This window comes from Algoriphagus boritolerans DSM 17298 = JCM 18970 (genome assembly GCF_900108085.1).
GTDB classification, from domain to species: Bacteria; Bacteroidota; Bacteroidia; order Cytophagales; family Cyclobacteriaceae; genus Algoriphagus; species Algoriphagus boritolerans.
This window is the reverse complement of sequence record NZ_FNVR01000040.1, coordinates 1-21,124: the sequence shown is the minus strand read 5'-3', so window position 1 is coordinate 21,124 and position 21,124 is coordinate 1. Positions and strand designations below refer to the sequence as shown.

Annotated in this window: 12 protein-coding genes and 2 pseudogenes; 11 read left to right on the top strand and 3 right to left on the bottom strand. The window is 44.8% G+C overall.

Translation table 11 applies throughout. The features are described from left to right. Position 1 precedes the first annotated feature (1 nt). From C4S61_RS20090 to C4S61_RS20050, 8 genes and pseudogenes are all read left to right on the top strand, one after another. Positions 2 to 805, top strand: coding sequence for a gamma-glutamylcyclotransferase family protein (locus tag C4S61_RS20090; RefSeq protein WP_103926578.1), 804 nt, complete (start codon positions 2 to 4; stop codon positions 803 to 805). Positions 806 to 985: 180 nt separating this feature from the next. After that, the gene (locus C4S61_RS20085; RefSeq protein WP_103926577.1) at positions 986 to 1,702 is read left to right on the top strand and encodes a hypothetical protein; all 717 of its coding nucleotides are present in this window, start codon (positions 986 to 988) and stop codon (positions 1,700 to 1,702) included. Positions 1,703 to 1,705: 3 nt separating this feature from the next. Then, positions 1,706 to 7,126, top strand: coding sequence for an AAA family ATPase (locus tag C4S61_RS20080; protein WP_103926576.1), 5,421 nt, complete (start codon positions 1,706 to 1,708; stop codon positions 7,124 to 7,126). Between the two features lie 127 nt (positions 7,127 to 7,253). Then, positions 7,254 to 8,225 carry a glutathione synthase gene (gene gshB, locus C4S61_RS20075; RefSeq protein WP_103926575.1) on the top strand — a complete coding sequence of 324 codons (972 nt, stop codon included), beginning with the start codon at positions 7,254 to 7,256 and terminating at the stop codon, positions 8,223 to 8,225. Further along, positions 8,222 to 9,292: pseudogene (locus C4S61_RS20070) on the top strand (deoxyribonuclease II family protein). The gene gshB and the pseudogene C4S61_RS20070 overlap by 4 nt, the downstream one beginning before the upstream one ends. 23 nt (positions 9,293 to 9,315) lie before the next feature. Further along, entirely contained in the window at positions 9,316 to 10,680 is a 1,365-nt protein-coding gene (locus C4S61_RS20060) for a glutamate-cysteine ligase family protein (RefSeq protein ID WP_103926572.1), read from the top strand. A 59-nt stretch (positions 10,681 to 10,739) separates the two neighbouring features. Continuing rightward, complete coding sequence (locus C4S61_RS20055) at positions 10,740 to 11,504, top strand: HAD family hydrolase (RefSeq protein WP_103926571.1); 765 nt, start codon at positions 10,740 to 10,742, stop codon at positions 11,502 to 11,504. A gap of 5 nt (positions 11,505 to 11,509) precedes the next feature. Continuing rightward, positions 11,510 to 12,853, top strand: a complete 1,344-nt coding sequence (locus C4S61_RS20050) for a hypothetical protein (RefSeq protein ID WP_103926570.1) — start codon at positions 11,510 to 11,512, stop codon at positions 12,851 to 12,853. A gap of 72 nt (positions 12,854 to 12,925) precedes the next feature. Here C4S61_RS20050 and C4S61_RS20045 read toward each other — a convergent pair whose 3' ends face one another. After that, positions 12,926 to 13,888, bottom strand: coding sequence for a CHRD domain-containing protein (locus tag C4S61_RS20045; RefSeq protein ID WP_103926569.1), 963 nt, complete (start codon positions 13,886 to 13,888; stop codon positions 12,926 to 12,928). Between the two features lie 481 nt (positions 13,889 to 14,369). Here C4S61_RS20045 and C4S61_RS20035 point away from each other — a divergent pair, with 481 nt between their 5' ends. The 3 genes and pseudogenes from C4S61_RS20035 (at position 14,370) to C4S61_RS20025 (ending at position 20,379) form a co-directional block, all read left to right on the top strand. Beyond that, positions 14,370 to 18,206 (top strand): PVC-type heme-binding CxxCH protein, encoded by a 3,837-nt coding sequence (locus C4S61_RS20035; protein WP_103926567.1) that lies wholly within the window; start codon positions 14,370 to 14,372, stop codon positions 18,204 to 18,206. A 287-nt stretch (positions 18,207 to 18,493) separates the two neighbouring features. Beyond that, a pseudogene (locus C4S61_RS20030) lies at positions 18,494 to 18,980 on the top strand (IS91 family transposase); the annotation flags it as partial. Between the two features lie 221 nt (positions 18,981 to 19,201). Continuing rightward, positions 19,202 to 20,379 (top strand): IS3 family transposase gene (locus C4S61_RS20025; protein WP_103926565.1). Its coding sequence is split into 2 segments (ribosomal slippage): positions 19,202 to 19,475 and positions 19,475 to 20,379, totalling 1,179 coding nucleotides; the frame shifts between segments, so codons are not numbered across the junction. Positions 20,380 to 20,657: 278 nt separating this feature from the next. Here the strand turns inward: C4S61_RS20025 and C4S61_RS20020 are convergent. Together C4S61_RS20020 and C4S61_RS20015 are read right to left on the bottom strand one after the other, a co-directional pair. After that, the gene (locus C4S61_RS20020; RefSeq protein ID WP_235010129.1) at positions 20,658 to 20,798 is read right to left on the bottom strand and encodes a DUF3703 domain-containing protein; all 141 of its coding nucleotides are present in this window, start codon (positions 20,796 to 20,798) and stop codon (positions 20,658 to 20,660) included. A gap of 23 nt (positions 20,799 to 20,821) precedes the next feature. Next, positions 20,822 to 21,124 (bottom strand): IS66 family transposase (locus C4S61_RS20015; protein WP_146064457.1); only part of this gene is annotated, 303 nt, incomplete at its 5' end.

Genomic DNA, 21,124 nt, shown 5'->3' with positions numbered 1-21,124 from the left:
TATGTTCTACTATTTCGGATATGGCTCAAACATCAATTTGATTTCCCTTCGGGCAAAGGGTGTTGATCCAATCCAATCTCAAAAGGCAATGCTGAAAGGCTGGAAGCTGAAGTTCAACGTTCAGCACTGGTTTCGGCACGAAGGCGGGATGGGTAATATTGAATCCACGGGAGACCCCGATGATTTGGTGGAAGGGATGGTTCACCTTTGTCATGACGAGCAATTAGCCTCCATGGATGCTATGGAATCCCTGGGCATTGCCTACGACAGGATCGAAGTAAAATTGGAAACTGAAACAGGCCCGGTGACTGCCTGGGCCTATGTGGGTCTTCCCGATTATTTGGATGGCTCCTGCCTACCTACACGACGCTATCTAAATATCATAATAAATGGAGCCAGAGCAGCGGGTCTGAGTGAGTCGTACATCAGCAAGCTAAGTAAACAGTCATTGTTACCTGAGGTTATTTATCCTGAATTCAAGGCTCCCGAAGGTAATTTTCCTAACTATACCAAAAAGAGCTTATCCGAAAACCCAAAACTTACAGCGTTGGCAGGAGCAGTGTTCGATATGAGTGAAGCAAGAAGCAAGCTGCGCATCATAGAGCGGCTTTTTGGAGGCAAAGACATGACTCTTTTTCATTTAAAAAGACATGATAGCAGTACAGGAAATGAGACCATTGACGATATCATAAAAGGTAATATCTCAGATCAGGGCAAAAAATACCTAAATACCTATCTCCATGAGTACAATAAAGAATTTAACTATGCGGGGCGCTATATTTTCGATACAGACCAAGAGGAGTAAATCCTGATATTCAATAAAAATGAGCGAACTCCAAGGAAAGTCACATTCACAGGAAAATGATTATTATAGGCGTTCTTCCGCCTCATGCCTGCCCAGGAATACCTGTTGGCGAAGGGCCTTCTACCCGCTAAAATTCAAACTCTTAACAGATCGAACCAAACAACTTAAATACATACTAAAATGAAGCAATACAAAGAAGCCATGCCCCACGGGCCCTTACAGGAGGTTTTCAAGGACGTTTTTTTCGTCACCGGAACCATGAAAAACGAATTTTTCGGATCGATGTGGCAATTTAGTCGCAATATGACTATCGTGCGGGAAAACGGAAATCTGACGATTATCAATTCCGTTCGTCTGAATGATGCAGCACTCAGTGAACTTGATCGGCTAGGCAAGGTGACAAATGTGGTCCGTATCGGTGACATGCATGGCGTTGATGATCCTTTTTATGTAGATCGCTATCAGGCCAAATTTTGGGCAATGCCGGGAATGAGAATTCAGGAAGGACTGACTGTAGACAAGGAACTCCGGGAAGGCGGTGAAATGCCTTTCGGTAACTGCACCTTCTTTGAATTCAAAACTGTAGCAAGACCTGAAGGAATCCTCCGGCTGGATCGAGAAGGCGGGATCATGATTGCCTGCGATTCACTACAAAACTGGGTTGAACCTGATCAATTCTTCGATGAAGAAACAGTCCCTACGATGGAAAAAATGAATTTCTTCAAAAAAGCAGGACTCGGACTTGCCTGGTTACATGAAAGTCAACCCAAGCCTGAGGATTTTGAGCGCTTGAAAAAAGTCTCATTCAAACATGCCCTCTGTGGCCATGGTTACCCCCTGAAGCATGAAGCACAGGAAGAATATCACAAAACTATCGCACAATTTTTCAATCTTTAACCTGTGAAAAACCTCCACGACATACTACCGGCTGATCCAATCCCTGGATATGTCGTGGAGGAAATTATACTAGAATCTTTTCCCCACGTACTATACCTCGCAAAGCGAAAAAAAGACAACGAAACTGTCGTATTGAAAACCCTGCTGGATCAATATCCCAAAAAAGAGCATCTGGCCAGCATCCGCAGAGAGTATCAGATTATCTCCCATCTCCAGGAAGAAAAAGTAATAAAAGTAAATTCCCTCATCAGTTACGGTAATGGAAAACCCGCAATTGAGATGGAACGATTTGGGATCTCATTGGCGCAGCACCTTGCCGGTTTTTCAAACCAAGTTTTACCCTTGGATCAGTTTTTCAGTATTGCTATCCCACTCGTCAAGTCATTGGGCAAAATCCATGAAAAAGCCATCGTTCACAAGGATCTTGTACCCAGGAATATTTTAGTTGATCCCGAAACTCTGGATATCAGACTGATTGATTTCAGTGCTGCGTCAGAACTCTCAAGAGAACATCAGGATGTGGCGATCCTGAATAACATAGAGGGATCATTACCCTACATGGCTCCGGAACAAACCGGTCGCATGAATCGGGATATTGACTACCGTACAGATTATTACACGCTCGGGATTTCCTTCTTTGAGATACTCACAGGAAAGTTGCCATTCGAGGCCAAAGACGCCTTGGAATGGGTCCACTGTCATATCAGCCGACAACCTCCAAGTGCGGTCTCCTTTAATCCGTCAATTCCAAGAATGGTGTCAGCCATCATTGAGAAGCTACTGTCAAAAAATGCCGAAGACAGGTATCAGAGCAGCTTTGGCTTGGTGTCAGATTTGGAAAAAGCGAAGGAAAACTTCCTAAACGGCTCAAATCCAACCGGCTTCCAATTGGCTGAAACCGATGTTTCCAGGCTTTTTCAAATCCCCCAAAGGCTATATGGAAGAGCACAAGAACTCCTAAAACTTGAAACCTACTTCGAAAACACAACAAATGGCGCAGTCGAATTCTGTCTGGTATCAGGTTATTCAGGAGTCGGAAAATCTGTCCTAGTACAGGAACTTGGACGATCCATTGCAAAAAAACGTGGGTATTTAATCCACGGAAAATTCGATCAATTCCGTCAAAACGCAGCATATGTGGCCATTGCAAGTGCTTTTAGGGACTTGATCAGACAATTGCTCGGCGAACCAAAAGACCGACTCGACGAATGGAGTAAAAAAATCGCTGCCGTCTTGGAAACCAATGGCCAACTCATGGTCGAGTTGATTCCTGAACTGGAGTTAATCATTGGCACCCAAACGCCGGTTCAGGAACTTTCACCCACAGAAACCCAAAATCGATTCTTAATCCTGTTCCTCAATTTTGTCAAGGTTTTTGCCACTGAGGATCACCCGCTGGTTATATTTCTGGACGACTTACAGTGGAGTGACATTCCCACCCTCAACCTGATCAATCGGCTTGTCACGGCGCAGGAACAAGGTCATCTTTTTCTGATTGGTGCCTATCGGGACAATGCGGTAGATGCTTCTCATCCCCTGATTTTGACATTGGAAGAGATTAAGAAAAAGCGAGAGGTGGGATTACTTCAACTTGAGCCTTTAAGTCAGGATGCCGTAGATCAAATCATCATGGACACCTTGGTTTGTGACCATTCACGATCCGAACTTTTGAGTACTACGCTCTATGAAAAGACCGGGGGTAATCCATTTTTTACGATCGAACTACTCAAAGATTTACATGACCGCGGCGTGATCTTTTTTGATCTCAACAGGGGTGAATGGAATTGGGATATAGTGGCTATCCGTAATGTTGAAAACAGTGACAGTGTGATCGATTTTCTGGTTTCCAGCCAGCATAGATTATCCGAATCGGCCCAGCACATCCTCCAATTAGCCGCTTGTATTGGAGCGACTTTTGACCTCAAAACGCTTTCCATAATCCGGGAAGCCAGTATGGAAACTACCGCATCCGAGCTATATATGGCGATCAAAGCCAATATGGTTATTCCTTTGAATGAAAACTATAAGTATGTAGGTGTTGCCTTCAACGAGAAATCGGACGACAATGAGGATTCAGACGATACAAATTCCAACTTATTAAACCCTACCTATAAATTTCAGCACGACAGAGTGCAGCAGGCGGCCTATTCCATGATACCAATGGAAAAACGGCAGGCATTGCATCTTTCCATAGGGAGGCTGATATTATCTCACATTACTCCAAAGGAACTGGAGGAGGTATTGGTGGATGTGGTCGGCCACCTGAATGAAGGAAGAAATTTAGTCCTCTATCCCGAAGAGAAAAAGAAGTTTTCCAGACTGAATCTCGAAGCTGGAATAAAGGCAAGACACTCCTCTGCGTATGAAGCTGCCTTGGGTTACCTTAAAATCAGTTTTGAAATGTTGGATCCAGATTCCTGGGAGTCTGACTATACCTTGATGTGGAAACTCAGTGAGGAGCTTCAGAGCTGTTTTTATCTTACAGGAAATTGGCAGAGTGCAGACGAGTGGACTGAAATCATGTTGAAAAACGCCCGCACACCAATCGAAAAAGGGCTGGTATTGGCCGCCCGAACCAGGCAATACGCCACCATTGGCAAGCTTCAGGAATCCATTAAAGCCGCATATCAGGGACTTGAATTTCTTGGATTCAATTTTATTCAAGTTCCGGATGAAACCAATGTAACCGAAGAAGTCAGGTTAGTAACCGAAAACCTGAACGGAAAAGCAGTATCAGATCTCATTAATAATCCCCAAATCACTGACGAGAAAGCAAGAATCGCAAGCCAATTGCTGATGGAAATTTTTCCTGCAGCTTTCCTATCAGGATCTGGGAGAATGTTTCCCTACTTGGTCTTAAAATCCGTCAATATTGCGCTGAAATATGGCAACAGTCCCGAGACTGCATTTGCCTATGCAGGGTATGCCATGCTACTTTCCGGGTATTTTGAAAATCCGGCCGAAGGCTACAAATACGGCAAGTTGGCTGTTAATCTTATCGAGCGATTTGACGATATTTCCCTACGATCGAGGATCATTTATGTCTACACCATGTTTGTCCATCACTGGAGCAATCACTGGTCGAGCATGACAGCATGGTTTCAAAGAGGAATCAAAGCAGGTTATCAATCGGGCGACTTATTATATCTCGCCTACAGTGCACAGGATTGTATCATCTGGGACCCCACGTTGGATTTGGAGACAGCTTCCCGTGAGCAGCGAAAATTACTTGTCATAGTAAAGGAATGCGAGTATCAGGATTCCTACGATTCTGGGACACTTTTTCTGCAAATGCAACAAAACTTCCAAGGCCTCACCAAAAGTCAATTCTCTTTGACAGATGAGAATTTTGATGAAATGGACTGTGTCAGCGGTATGCTGGAGCGGCATTTCATGACTGGAATCGCCAATTACCACATCTATAAAGCCGAAATTCACCTGCTCTATAACGATCCTGAAGGGGCCCTTCCCCATATCAGGGAACAGGAAAATCTGATGGCTTCCGTGATGTCACTGCCACAATCCGTCAGATTTCAGATTGTTTCTTTTTTAATAAAGGCCAAAATTCTCCCTACTCTGGAATTGGAAGAAAAGGAATCCGTCCTATTATCCATCCATGAGAGCTTGGAAAAAATGACCAAGTGGGCGCAGACTTGCCCTGAAAACTTTGAGCACCTCTGCCTTTTAATGAAAGCCGAATTGATGGCTGTATCCGGAAAAGTTACTGAAGCACTGAGTCTCTATGAGCAATCCATCCAACTTGCCGAAAAGAATGGATTCATCCGTGACGAAGCCATGGCCAATGAAATGACTGCGCAATTCCTGATCAAAAATGGATTGAAAAAAGCAGCTGAAGGCTATCTGCTGGCATCCCATTATTTGTATTATCGCTGGGGTGCCTACCGCAAAACTCAGGAAATAGAGAAAAGGTATCCGATTTTCCGAACTTCTGCCCAATACAACACCACAAATTCAAGCCGACAAACTCTGGATGAATTAGGGACCCAAGGTTCAACCACCCTCAATGCCGACTTTTTGGATATGAGTTCGGTATTTCGAGCTTCTCAGATGATCTCAGGAGAATTGGTCTTGGACAAACTTCTAAAAGCGACATTGCAGATTTTGATAGAAAATGCAGGTGCCAAAAAGGGATTTTTGGTGGAGCAAAAAGAAGGTGCTTTGGTTATCCAGGCATTTACTGATGCTGATATTCCCGAAGGATCTGAACTTCCCTACTCGACACTGAAAGTAGACGCCTCAATTCTACCCCTATCCCTGATTAACACTGCCTTGCGGACAAATAAACCGATCGTGATCGACAATGCCCGTGAACAAAATTCCTTTTCCTCCGACCCTTATTTGATCCATCAAAACCCCCTCTCCATGATGTGCGTGCCTCTTTCTACGCATAATCAAGGAAAAGTAGCCGTCTATCTGGAGAATAATTTAACCCACAGTGCCTTCACCGAAGATCGGGTCAAAGTCATCAAGCTACTGGCAGCACAAGCGGCAATTTCAATTGAGAACGCAAGAATCTATGAGCAACAACAAAGCCTGCTGAAAGCTCAGCAGCACTTTGTCCCAATTCAATTTCTAAAACATCTGGGACACAAGGATATTTCAGATGTCAAACTGGGTGAGTCAGTGTCTATGGACATGACCGTGCTGTTCTCTGACATCCGCAATTTCACCCCCTTGGTAGAGTTACTCACTCCTCAGTCCGTCATTGAATTGCTGAATGAATACTTCAGTCATCTCGGGAAACACATCTCAGAATCCGGGGGGTTTATTGATTCCTACTCAGGCGATGAATTCTTGGCGCTTTTCGCTGTTCCTTCGCATCATGCTGTAGATGCCGGAATAAAGATGGCCGAAGCACTGCGAAAATTCAACCTTGATTCCGCATCCAAGAACCGTCCGATTCTCAAAATGGGAATAGGTGTGAATACAGGCCCCCTGGTATTAGGGACTATGGGTGCCTATGACCGAATGCAGTGCTCTGTTTTGGGAGACACAGTCAATCTGGCCTCACGAATCGAACAACTCACCAAAGTATATGGAACTCAATTTCTAATCGGAGAAAACACATTTAATTCCCTGGAAAATCCCGAAAAGTATTCCATTCGAATGGTAGACCGGGTGGCTGTCAAAGGTAAAGCCATGGCAGTAAGGCTTTATGAAGTGTTGGATGCTGAAGATCTTACACGAAAGGAAAAAAAGGAGGCTACCAAAGAATTACTTCAAACAGGAATGGAGGCCTATTTCAGCCGAGACTTCTCCTTGGCTTTCGAGATTTTCTCAAAGGGCTTACTTCAGGATGTCGAAGATCCCGTATTCGAAATTTTCTCAAACAGATCCCAACGCTACCTGGAAAATCCACCCCCAACCGACTGGAAAGGGTATGAAAGTCTGGATTCTAAATAGTCCGAATCTGCCCTTTGCCATTGATATTTTAGTACCTTATCCATGAATAACAAGTAAAGGAGATGCTGATGTTGAGTATGATTTCAATTAGACACAGCTGTTTTTTTTCAACCACTAATTGAAACACATGAATGCATTAAGACTGGGCGTGGTAATGGATCCAATCGAATCCATTAACCCCAAAAAAGACACTTCGCTTGCGCTAATGCAGGAAGCACAAAACAGGGGATGGGAGCTGATTTATCTGGAGATGAATGATTTGTTCCTGAGAGATGGTCAGGCCGAAGGAAGAATGCGAAAGGTATCCGTCAAGGACGATTACCATAATTGGTTTACCATCGAACGTGATTACCGTGCTAACCTGTCTGAACTGGATGCGATCATTATGCGGAAAGATCCTCCCTTTGACATAGAATACATCATGGCCACGTACATTCTGGAACGCGCCGAAGAAGCTGGCGTAATAGTACTAAATAAAGCCCAATCGCTGCGGGATGTCAACGAGAAGGTTTTCACCGCTTGGTTTCCTCAATGCTGCCCCCCTAGCCTTTTGACGAGGTCAAAATCAGCCATCAAGGATTTCCTCCAAACTCATCATAAAATTGTAGTCAAACCTACCTCCAAAATGGGAGGACAGTCCATATTTGTGATAGCCAAAGGCGATCCCAACACCAATGTCATCCTTGAAGAGCTCACTCAACGGGAAACGTGCTACATCCAATGTCAAGCGTACATTCCCGAAATCGTGACAAAAGGCGATAAACGAATTATCCTGATCGATGGTGTCCCGGTGAAATATGGCATCGCCCGGATACCGGGAGCAGAGGATCACAGAGGGAATCTCGCAGTCGGAGCAAGAGCGGAAGGTTTTGAACTAACTGAAAGAGATAAATGGATCTGCGCCCAAATCGGACCGGAACTTAAGAAAAGAGGATTGTTTTTTGTAGGAATCGATGTGATAGGTGACTATTTGACCGAAATAAACGTCACCAGTCCTACTGGCATCAAGGAGATTGGAAAAATCTTTCAGATCAATGTTGGGGCCCAATTCTTTGAAGTTCTTGAAAGCAAAATTTCGCTAAGAAAATCCAAACTATGATCGCGCCTCTAAGTAACCAAAGCGGTCAGGCCGTGGATTGGTGGTTTATTTATAAATTCCCCATCAACATCGGTCCCGAAAAGAATTCCACAGGATTTGAGTTTTTGTATTCTGATTCCCGGCCGGAAAATGGACTTCAGCTCTCCCCGGTTTCTTTGGAGCATTCAGAGTCGGCTTTGGGCATGACCCTGGATCAGATTTTCCCTGAAAAGTCTACGTGTGGCTACATCCTGTGGAATGATGAAATCCCTCCCTCTCCTAAAAATCCGAAACCAAAAAACAAAGGCTCAAAAGGACACTCCAAAGGAATCCTGGCCTTTTCCAAAGAATCGAACAGTAGATTTTATTTACTTCACTCCACGCCCAGATTTCCCCTTGAAGGAGCAAAAACACTCCCCGATTATGAACGAAAATTTGGCCAAACCTACCTCTGCGTCAGTCTTAAAGATTACCAAACTGCAAACCAGATTGCAGAAATTTTGCACACCCAACATGAGGCTCAAGTCTATGCCAGCCACCTGCCGGAAACTGACCTAGATGAACCCCTCTTCAAATTTGCAAATGATGTACCCTCTACAAAACCCAAGGATCCTGCACATTTTCAGTTCAATACACATGGAGGAATCAAATTCAATTTGATAGCTAAAAACAAAAATTGGAGCAGACCACCTCGGGGTAGCAAATTCGGAAAGGACTTCTGGAAAGATCTTGTCGGTCCCACGCTCAATTGCAACATTGATGTGGAATCCTAGAGAAGAGGGGTTGTTTTTGGAGATTTGGATCAGGGAATCTCAGAATTTACAGCGGATATTGTGGATGTAAATTTGAGTAAAATAGGAATGAATGGATATTATTGGGCCTTTGAAAAAGATCATGCCAAATGGGGAATAGCTCCAAGTCTAGATCCCGGCTACATTATTATCTCTGACCTCAATAGACAATTAAGCCAGGCAAATCGGGGCGGAGGAGGGCTGGCATTTCAAGATCCCGATCTTCGGAACTATCTGGACCTGATTCAAATCGCAGAAAAGAACATTGAAAAAAACCCGCATAAAGACCAATCCTAATTTAAAGTTTTTGACAGCAGGCGATGACAGCTAACAAACTAAGCTTTGAGGATTGTAGAGATTTTTTGGCGCAGGAGCTTTTCAAACCAAAAACAACCCAAAGCCTTCTTCCTTCCAAGACAGGGTTAATCGGGGTCGAATTGGAAGCCTTTCCAGTCCGGTTTTTGGATTTGAAAAAAACCAAGGCAATCCCGGTCCCACTGAAAAGCGATCAGTTTTCCCTTCATGAAACCTTGGAAAAAGCTGCAAATCAGGCAGGAGACATATTAAATCAGGATAAAAAAGGAGATCCCAATCCTATCCGTTTTCCTGAGGGGAGCTCCTTCCAGTATGAACCGGGAGGTCAGGTGGAAATCGCCACCTCACCTTGTAGCTCATTGGATAAATTGATCCATCAGTTGCGATTTCAACAGGGAATTTTGGATCAACTCACTTCAGCGCATCAGATTCACTTTCTTCAGATGGGTACCCATCCTTGGTTTGATGCTGCCCAAATCGGGCTTCAACTTGAAAAGCCCCGCTATCTAGCTCTCCAAAAATACTTCTCCCAACTCGGACCCTCCGGCGTACAAATGATGCGTCAGACCTGTTCGCTTCATGTCAACCTTGACCTTGGCGAAACGGAGGACTTACAGGCAAAGCGATATGTGGCAGCAAATCTTCTGACCCCTTTTGCCACCGCACTTTTCGCCAATTCTGGTATCTTGGAAAGAAAGGTTACACTCCGGAAATCCCACCGAAGTTATCTTTGGCAGCAACTGGATCCAAAGCGATCAGGAATCCGGCTGGGCAATAAACCTGGCGAGCTCTTTTCAAAAAGCTCCCTGATTGATGCCTACTTGGATTTTGCTATGAAAGCTCCAATCATTCACATCAAAAGTGTTGAAAAACAGGTTTTTTCAGAGGAATTTACCTTTGGAGGATGGATTCAGAATCCGATTGATGGAATTAATCCCAGTATTTTCGATCTCGAAAATCACCTCTCCTTGCTTTATCCTGAGGTGAGACCAAAGGGATTTCTGGAAATCAGAACCGCTGATGCGCTGCCTGGGGAATGGCAGTTGGTTCCGGCGTTCTTTTACACAGGACTGCTTTATTCCGATACTATCCTGGACAAAGTCCTCGAAGTTCTTTTACCCTATCGAAATGAAATGGATACACTTTGGAGAAAAGGCTCTTTTGGGTTTGAATCCAATCAAATCCTTACAATTTCCCAACAGCTGATGTCCTTGGCCATCGATGGACTCAATGGATTACCTGATGATTTTGTGGGAAAAGAATCCCAAGCTAACCTCATCACTTTCTTCGAAAAATTCCCTTCGCAAGGAAAGACATTGGCAGATGAGTGTATTTACAGATTTTCAGAAGGTAAATCATTAATTTTTTGAGAGATTGTTCTAACTTCTGATTTATTCCTATTCAAAATTTTTAACCAACCAAACTTTGTATGACTGACTTTTCAGCACTTCAAAAAGTAATCCCTGCCATCAAATCAGAAAAATCTTTGCCGATTGTCGTTTTTGATCTGGACGACACGCTATTTTCTACTGCAAGACGAAATTTGATTATTATCCAAAATTTCGCCGCCGATCAGGGAGATGATTTTCCTGATTTTGCCAAAGTAGCCTCCAATCTCAAGCTTTCAGACATGAATTGGAGCGTAACCTATGCGTTGACACAGGCTGGTTTGGATTCAAACTCATCTTCAATAAAACCCTTCATCGCCTACTGGGGGAATACCTTTTTCTCCGATGACTATGCCGCACTTGATTTGCCAAATCCCGGTGCTGTGGATTTTGCAAATGCCTGCTATGATGCAGGAGCAATGATTTTCTACCTCACAGGAAGACACATCGGAGATCCCGGGCTCAGAAATGGTATGGGACTGGGTACCGCATTGGATTTCACCAACAGAGGATTTCCCTATTGGAAAGGGCGCTGTGAACTCAAGCTCAAAAAGGTAAAAACCCAAACTGATGTAGCCTACAAAGCTGAAGCTTTGGCAGAAATTAATTCACTGAAAGGCACTGTCATTGCGACCTTCGACAACGAACCGGGAAATGCGGCCCTCTTCAATCAAAACTATCCAGAGGCCCTTAATTTTTGGGTAAAAACGACCTGGAATCCCAATGACAAAGTCAGCACTGAAGGACTGAATGTGATTCCAGATTTTTCTGAATGGAAAGTACTTCAGGTTAAATCTAAATCCTAATTGGTATGACAAGCTATCGCTATCCACTTGGACCTGTTCGTTCTCTTAATGAGCTCTTCCCCGCAGCAAAATATGCCAACAAATCACTCAACCTTAAGAAGTATGCAGATGTAATTCAGCACTATACCAAAAACTCCCTGGTCGCTGACCGAATAACGGGAGTAGAGCAAATCAAAGTCACTCAGGAAAATGGCAACTACTTCGTTGAATTAATTGGTACGGCTAGTCAAGATTCCTTGAAGATCTTTGGAGATCGACATCAAGCTATTTTTGATGCTAAAAATGCCAGAAAAGCCATTCGTGGCAAGCGATTGATGGAACGTTTTGGGGTGTGGAATCCCATGAACCACTATTCTGTCAATAAAAACCCGGCTGACGGCACCTCCAAATGGACGCTTTTCCCTCCACTTGGGTTGAATGTCATAGGACAAAAAGGACTCCTACTACTTCACTATCCACCCTGGGCAGTCCTCCAGGCCGGAACGTTCGAAAATGCCATGACCATGCAGCGCTGGGGCAGAATGCTGACCGCTGCAGGAGTTCCTGATGATGAGGTAGATCTATATAAAACTTTTATTGATGTCAATCCCGTAGCGGCACCGGGATCAGGCGAAAGTGAATACCCAAACGATTACATGCCGATCATGATGGCTTCGGCTTTTTTTGACGGGAATGAGGACAGAGACTATATCAAATCCATGCTGGAGCTCTACTTGACACCTCCGGGCTGGCCCGAAGACAGCAAGTATACGCTACCCTTACTGATCTGTGGTTCTCCGCTCTATGATCCTCAGGCACCGGGATGGTTTAGGACCGCATACACGGATATACTACCCACGCTGAAAGGTGAAAGCAGCGGGGTCCCTTATTCCATTCCCTTGGTAGACGTGATGCAGACAGGTAAGTTTAAAGTAAGACCTGACTCCAAGCGGGAAACCCCCTATCTAATCGGAAATCACATGATCGCTGCCGGAGTCACCGGCAAATGCACCAAGGATGCTTCACAGATACCGGACATCCGACAATATGAAGCCCAAGATCTGGTTGCTGCTACTTTTCTGAAACTATATACAGAAAATCCTAATCTGGAACCTGAGGATGCTAAAGCACAGGCATGCAAAAGGTGGTATGGAAATGAAACCGGGATAGGTGCGCCTGCTCCGCCTGATCCCAACGATGCGCTGACTCTATGTGCCTTGGCACAAATGGACCTGTTTTTCACTCCAAATCCTCCAAGTCCTACTTACAATTTCAAAGAGGCCTGTAAACGATGTCAGGAAGCAAAAGAAAAAAACAACCCCTGTGGAGATCCGATTGGGCCTACGGATCCCAGGAAGCTTTCGTGTTGAAATAAGTAAGAAGAAGAAAAAAACCGAGAAAAAGTCTCGGTTTTTTTATTCCAGTTAAAATTAATCTCAAGCTTAGAAATTACCTCTAAGCTCACCATTTGGGAAATCTGCCGAATGGATATTTACGTAGGCATAGCCGGTTCTGAAAGCTTCCTTCAGGATGACTAGATCACCCCCTTTCAACTGTCCAGACAGCATGCTGGCGAGTAATTCATCTTTAGCATAAACACCGCTAAATGGACCTGTGACCCTATCCCCTCTCAAGGTATAAACGACTCCTCCATTAACTCCCGCCTCTGCCAAATGAATGTGTGAGAACAAAATATCCGAATCAATTCCGTCGATATTGATTTGGAAGGTAGGATTTGTATCACTCTCATTGAATTGAAACTTTGCTAGTCCCGAAGCATCTGTCATCACCTTAGGCACTTCGTTGGCACCGGACAGCTGTACGGCAAAATTTCGTTCTGAACCAGGACGTTTCACACTGACTTGTCCTCTTAATTCACCGGACGGATTAACCGCAGTATGAATATTCACATAAACTTTCCCTTCAGTCATCTCATCCACCAACTGGCTTAAGGTACGTCCGACAACGTCCTCATCCCGCAATACGCCGGTGGCAATAACTCCATTATTGAGTCCGTCGTTTATGCCTACAATAGTGGCAACTATATCTCCATTTTGTCCGGCTGGTGCAAGGTGAAGATGTCCGAATAAGATATCTGTCGTATTCGCTACCCGAATTTCATAATTCAGAGACTTCCCATCTGGACTTAGAGAAAAAGATGATGATCCGGCTCCCGGTGAAACTAAGACACCAGTCTCTCCATTAATTACTTCCTCCGAACCGATCAAGAATGCACCGAACTCGGTTCCAAAGCCTCTTCGGGCATTTTCTCCTCCATTGCTGTTCTCAGCAATTTCCTCTGCCATATCCTGACTAATCGGAGCCTCCTCCGGTATGGATTGACAACTGATCACGGCTAAAGCCACTAGGCTCGCCATGAAAAACTTACTTAATGAATTATTCATTGGTTTTTTGGTTTTGGTTATTGAAAAGAATTTTTCAATAAACGATTTAAAACCAAAATCGGATTGCCACTGATAATCAAAATGTTACTAACTAAAAGTCAAAGAAATAGAATTCCATTAGCTAGGACATAAAATAACCTAAAGACACTGTTATTCAGATTTTAAACGACGTGCTATCACTTTTGAACGGCGTCATTTTGATAATGAAAATCGAAAGGAACAACGAGCCAAAAAAATCCAGTTCTTTCAGGGGATTTCAAAAAAAGAGAATTTTTTTTCGATTTTTTTTTCGTGAAGCCTTCTTCACATTCCTCAAAGGGAGATCTTCTATGGATTGCTCATCTAAATTGAGGAGCGCTGAAATAATTGACTCCTTGAAAATCACCCTATTCCATTTTCTCTATCACTTTTTTTATATTTTGTTTAAGAATATAAAAATCCGCCACTTTGACCTTACCAAAACCCAATTAACCCTGATCTTATGGTTCTCTTTAGCGCTCGACACCATTGGTACCTGATTCTTTTCCTTGCTTTCATCGGCTGCAAGCCCAATCAAAGCCAAGAGGAAGAAAACCTTGACACTCCTACGACATTGACTTTAATCCAAAACGAAACAGAAGGTACCCTGGCAGTATTCCGGCAAGGTGAACAAGAACCAATACTGATTCAGAATGCCAAAGCAGATTTTCGCCCCTACATCCACCCCATTCAAGCACCGGACGGAAAAGGTGTATTGACCGAATACAGCCCCGGGCATCATAAGCATCAGACGGGGTTGTATTGGGGATTGACTAGGGTGAATGGGCGGGATTACTTTCACAATCCACAAGGAGATCACTGGAGAAAAATAGCCTTAAACATCGTCGAAGAAAGTGGCGAAGCCGTAAAATGGCAGACGATTTATCAGCTTTTGGACTCCTTGGGAAACCCGGTCATGGAAGAAACCCAAAACTGGACCCTAAGTGAGGTCAATGGAGAATACTTACTGGATCTGGAATGGAAAGGGGAAGCTAAAACAGCAGTGACCATCGGGCAGTACGATTACGGGAGTCTTTTTTTAAGAATGCCTTGGACAGAAGGAATCGATGGTGAAATCGTCAATGCCGCACGACAAAAGAACGAACTGGCTGAAGGTCAACCTTCCATGTGGATAAACGTCGGTATGACCATAGCCGGCCGGGAAGATCGGGTCAATGTCGCAGTTTTTGATCATCCGGAAAACAGAGGCTACCCCAATAAATGGCGGGTAGACGGGCAATTAGGCCTTGGCCCTGCCTTCACCAAAGACGGAGATTGGACTATTCCTTCCGGAAAAACGGAAACTGTTAAACTCAGACTTTTGGTCTATACCAGCGAATTTAATGACGTCAGCCTGACCGAGTCCTGGGGAAAATTCTCCGGAAGAGAAGGGATGTATTCGACCACTGAGCTTTGGGGACTGGCACAGGAAGAAGGCAGAAATGCCAAATTTTTGACTGCGCAGGAAGCGGTGGCCGCCATGACTGTAAAGGGGGGTTACAAAGTCAACGTATGGGCTTCCGAACCGATGATGACCCAACCCATGGCATTCGCTTGGGATGATCGGGGCAGGCTCTGGATTGCAGAAAACAAAGATTATGAGTCGCGTGGAGCCGGATTTTCCAATTCGGGAGACAGCCGGATTTTGATTTTGGAAGATACAGATGGAGATGGCGTGGCAGATAGCCAAAAGGTCTTTATGGAAGGGTTGGCCTTTCCGGCCGCAATAGCTGTCGGATTTGACGGAGTTTTCATCGGTGCACCTCCCAATTTGATTTTTGTCCCGGACAAAAACGGGGACGACGAAGCTGATTTAGACGACATCCAAATTCTCCTGACCGGCTGGGGAATCCGGGACCGTCACGAGACGCTCAACAGCCTGCATTGGGGACCCGATGGCTGGCTGTATGGATTACAGGGCTTTGCCACGCCTTCCAAAATCCGGAAGCCCAAAGGTGATGGAGATGCCAAATTGTACTATCACAAAGATCCATTTCCGGAGGATTTGCTGGAAAAGGACGGCGTAGACATCAACGGTGGCGTGTGGCGCTACCATCCGGTCAAGGACCGTTTTGAAGTAGTGGCACATGGCTTCAGCAATCCCTGGGGGATCGACTACGATGCCAAAGGTCAGCTCCTGATGACTGCCTGCGTGATTCCGCACCTTTGGCATGTTGTCCCCGGAGGAATCTACCATCGGCAGGGCGGACAGCACTTCAATCCTTTTGTCTACGAAGACATCAAAACCATCGCAAATCACAGTCACCGATCTGCTCATGGTGGAGCTCGGGTTTATCAATCAGACGCATTTCCCAAAGAAGAGCAGGGACGAATCTTCATGGCAAATATTCATGAGCATGGTGTACTTTCCGATATTCTTATTCCCAAAGGATCCGGCTATGAAGGAAAACACGGGGACGAGTTTATGATGGCTAACAATGCTCAATGGGTGGGTTTCAGCATGGAGATCGGTCCCGATGGAGGGCTTTATGCCTTGGATTGGCATGATGCAGACATCTGTGGAAAAGAGGTCCTGAATGAAGAGACCGGAAGAATTTTCAGAATTATGCCGGAAAAATCCCTGGCGCAGGACTTTCCCGGAAGGTATTCAGACCTGAATAAAATGACGGATGCTCAATTGGTCGCCTTGCAAACCAATACCTCAGACTGGCATGCTCGACGTGCCAGAGGCATTTTGCACAAGCGTGCAGTGAACAAAAAGCTTGATTCAAAGACCAATCCGGCTTTAAAACTGATTTTCACCAAGGACAAAAACCCGGACTGGAGGCTTCGCGCGATGTGGACCCTTCATCAGACCGGAGGTTTTACAGAAAAGGAACTGATCAATTCCCTCTCAGACAAAGACCCATACATCCGGGCTTGGGCCATCCAATTGCTTTGCGAAGATCTGAAGCCAAGCAAAGAAGCCTTGGCCAAATTCAAAGCCATGGCAAAGGACGACCCCTCCCCTGTCGTCAGACTGTACCTGACTTCAGCTTTGCAGCGGATTCCTTTGGAAGACAAATGGACACTAGCAGAAAGTCTGATTCAGCATGCCGAAGACGAAAAAGATCACAATCTTCCAAAAATGCTTTGGTATGGGATCGAACCGCTTTTTGCAGAGAACTCCGATAAATTCCTGGAACTGGCTCCCAAATCAAAACTCAGTTTTGTCACTGAAAATATAGGAAGAAGAACGGTGGATGGAGACCAAATCGAAAACCTCGTTGCCCTAATCGGTAAAGGAGGACCAAACACCGAATTGCTTTTATCAGGAATGCTCAGCGGAATGGAAGGCCGAACTGACCTCAAAACACCGGCTAACTGGAAGGCTGTATCAGAAAAGCTCCAAAAATCAGGAGAGAAACAACAAAGGCTGGCATTGGAAATTTCGAGTCTTTTTGGGGACAGAGAAGCCACCCAACGGGCTTTTGCTACGCTAAAAGACAAATCAGCCCCGATCGATCAACGAAAAAAAGCCCTCCAAACCCTCGCTGCGCAACAGCAAAGTAATCTCATTTCAGAGATTCCTAAGCTGCTCCAGGAACCTGTCCTGCGACTGGATGCGATTCGTGCCTGTGCAGCTTTTGACCAGGAGTCTTTGGGTAAGCTGCTTTTGGAAAAGTACCCGGGTTTTTCCCCGGAAGAAAAACTCGAAGCCATGCAAACCCTTTCCTCCAGGGCACGCTACGGAAATATGGTGACTCAGGAACTCAAGAATAAAAAAATTGCGAAATCAGAGGTTCCCGCCAATGTTGCAAGGCAATTACTTCGGGTAGTTGGAAGTGGATTTATTGAGGTTTGGGGACCGATCGAGCAAGTACCCAGTGACCAGGCTGCTTATGAAAAATACCGGGGGATGCTCACGGCTCAGGCATTGGGAACGGCCGATCTCAAAACCGGGAAAACGGTCTTCAACAAATCCTGTGGAAGTTGCCACAAAATGTACGGAGAAGGAGGAATCGTGGGACCTGACCTGACCGGTTCCAACCGAACCGACCCGGAATACATCCTGATGAATGTCCTCGAACCCAGCGCTGAAATCCAGGATGACTACAAAATGGTGGTCATCAACACACGCGATGGAAGAACCTATTCTGGTAATATTATTTCAGAAAATCAACGGCAAATAACCATGCGGATTGTCGGTCAGGATCAGGTGGTAATCAATAAATCGGGAATACTATCGCGGGAGGTCACTGATGTCTCCATGATGCCCTCGGGCCTGTTTGAAAACCTTACGCAGGCCGAAATTGTAAATTTGATGGCCTATTTGAAGACGAATAAGCGAGTGGAGTGAGAGGGGAAAATTAGAATTTTGGTCTGGGGTATTGCAGTTCAAAGGTTCTCATCTATACGCAGGTGGGGAGTGTTGCACTTAAGCTGCGGTAATTTTTCCGATTAGCAGTTCAACCCGCAATAAGCATTAGACCTTCTATTACGAGGCTAAAATGATTCAAAATCAATCGCTTCGCTGCATTTAACTCATTCACCGGAGCGATGCTCTGCCTCATTCGTTAACTACTTGATTTTCAGGAATTTTAACCTCTAACTACGGTTCCTAATGCATAATGCGGGTTCAAAAGAGTAAATCAGCTCTTCCAAAAAGACTGGGTGGTGTACGCCAAGCGGCCTTTTGGCCATCCCAAAGCGGTGCTGGAATACCTTGGGTAGGTATACCCACAAAGTAGCGATCTCCAACCACCGGATTCTGGACATTGGTCCAACACAGACCAGGTTCAGCTACAAAGACTACCGTCAGGGAGCCCAAAAGCTGGAAATGAGTCTGGACAATCTGGAGTTTATCCGGCGATTCTCTAGGCACATCCTCCCAAAGGGACTGGTACGGATCAGGCACTTTGGCATTCTGGGAAGTTCGGCCAAGCATATCACGATTCCACTCATTCATCAGGAACTTGGAATTCCGATTCCGGAACCCGAACCCAGGATTCTGGATAGGTACAACCCCAGGTATTGCCCCTGCTGCCAGAAAGAAAGCATGGTCAGCATCCAGCGACTGCCAAAAAGGGGACCGCCCAAGGCCGTGTTTTCTTTAGACTCAACCCAATTTTAATTCCTGATTTTTGTCGGGCTGGCGGAGCTATGCCTAAGCCACAAAAAAGCCCTTCCAAAACAGGTCTGAAAGGGCTAGAAATCCAATAATTAGATTGCTTTTTGAACTTGAAAAACAATTCTGATAGACATTTTCAGCTATCAGGTCTCACAAATCCAACTTAAATAATGGAACTGCTACATTTGATTGGACAGTAAGTTAAGCCCCTTAACTTAGAATTAATGAAAGATGGAACAAGAAGAAGTTTTGACAAGGAATTTAAGAAAATGGTTGTCGAACTTCACAAAAGTGGAAAATCATCCAACGAGATCGGCCGGGAGCTAGGCATTCCCGGAGATATGGTTCGTCGATGGAGCAGAGAGTTTGAATCCCATGGTGATCAAAGCTTTGCAGGAAAGGGTAAAGCTATCCTAAGTCCCGAACAGCGAGAAATAGCGGAGTTGAAGAAAGCATTGAAAGAGGCCCAGATCGAACGGGATATCTTAAAAAAGGCCGTGAGCATCTTCTCCAAGAGCGACAACAAATACTCAGGTTCATGAGCGAGCACCAGGGGGAATTTGCTGTTGAGAAGATGTGTAAGGTTTTCGGTGTTTCCAGAAGTAGTTATTACGATTGGCTTACAAGAAAACCATCAAAAAGGGCTTTGGAAAACGATGTGTTGAGACAAACCATCCAGGAAGTAACTGAGCAAACCAAATCGCGACTGGGAAGCCCTAAGCTCACCTTGGAGCTCGAGGACCGCGGGATCTTTGTTTCTAGGCCCAGGGTAGCAAGGCTGATGAAATCGATGGGAATCCGAAGCATTATCAGCAAGAAGTTTAAAGTATGTACCACGGATTCCGATCACCCCTACGCCCCATCAAAGAACCTGTTGGACAGGGACTTTACCGCCACACGACCAGGAGAGAAATGGGTATCAGACATTACTTATATAAGAACCCAACAAGGCTGGCTTTATCTGACCGTGGTGATGGATCTATTTGACAGGAAAATTATCGGTTGGTCTATGAGCAGAACACTGGAGGCAAATCAAACTGTGATAGCAGCACTCCGAATGGCATTAGGGAAAAGACCCGTGAACCCATATGAGTTGATATTCCATTCCGACCGGGGAGTCCAATACGCTTGTGAAGAATTCAGAGTATTACTCCAAAAATACCAGATTATCCAGAGTATGAGTCGCAAAGGGAACTGTTGGGATAACGCAGTGGCTGAAAACTTCTTTAAAATCATCAAATCAGAACTGATTTATCAGCTTCCTATACAAAACATCGGGCAGGCTCAAGTCGAAATCTTTGAATTTATTGAAATCTGGTACAACAAAAAAAGAAAGCATGCTTACCTGAATTACCTCACTCCTGAGCAGTTCACCACAAAATCAAAAAACTTGGTCGCATAAAAAGAATTGAACTCGAACTAATTAGGGGGATTTTTTTTCTAAATCCCCCTGATTAGTTGAGTAGCCCCGCGGCAGGCGGAATTAAATCAAATCCAAAACAGGCTTAAAAATATTGTCCGGTTTTTTGTAGCAAATCCATAATAACTCAATCTCCATAAGAACCTCACCGGTTTCGTGCAACCGCGGTTTCATTGTTCGTGCTGCGCACGCAACGAAAACCCAGTTGTTGGGTGCTGGGCTTCTTCTTTATTACATTGTTTTCAAGTCCTTTTGTCTTGTCAGTTGTCTTTATATTTGGTTAGAAGAATTGCTAAGTCGTCAGGTATTTCCATTGGTCTAAGCGGTGGAACATTTGCGCCTCCTGTATTGCCAACAGGAATTCTACCAACAAATGATTTTATCCGTATCCATCCGACCAACCCATGTTGTAAGTAAAAAAATTTTATGTAGGGCGGTATTCTTGCCAGTTAGAGGGTAACAGCTGGTAGAGGCTTTTGTGGTTTATACTTTGGATTCGTTCAAAGACATCTTTGAGCCATTCAAACTCATTGATATTGTTTTTTTTGCAGCTGGCCATGAAGGAGTACATTGCAGCGGTCATCTCGGCAGCGTTATGTGATCCTGCGAACAGGTAGTTTTTCCTTCCGATAGCCAAGGGACGGACGGCGTTTTCGACCAGGTTGTTGTCGATTTCCATCTGTCCGTGGAGTACATAGGCACTCAGTCCAGCCCATCGTGTATATGC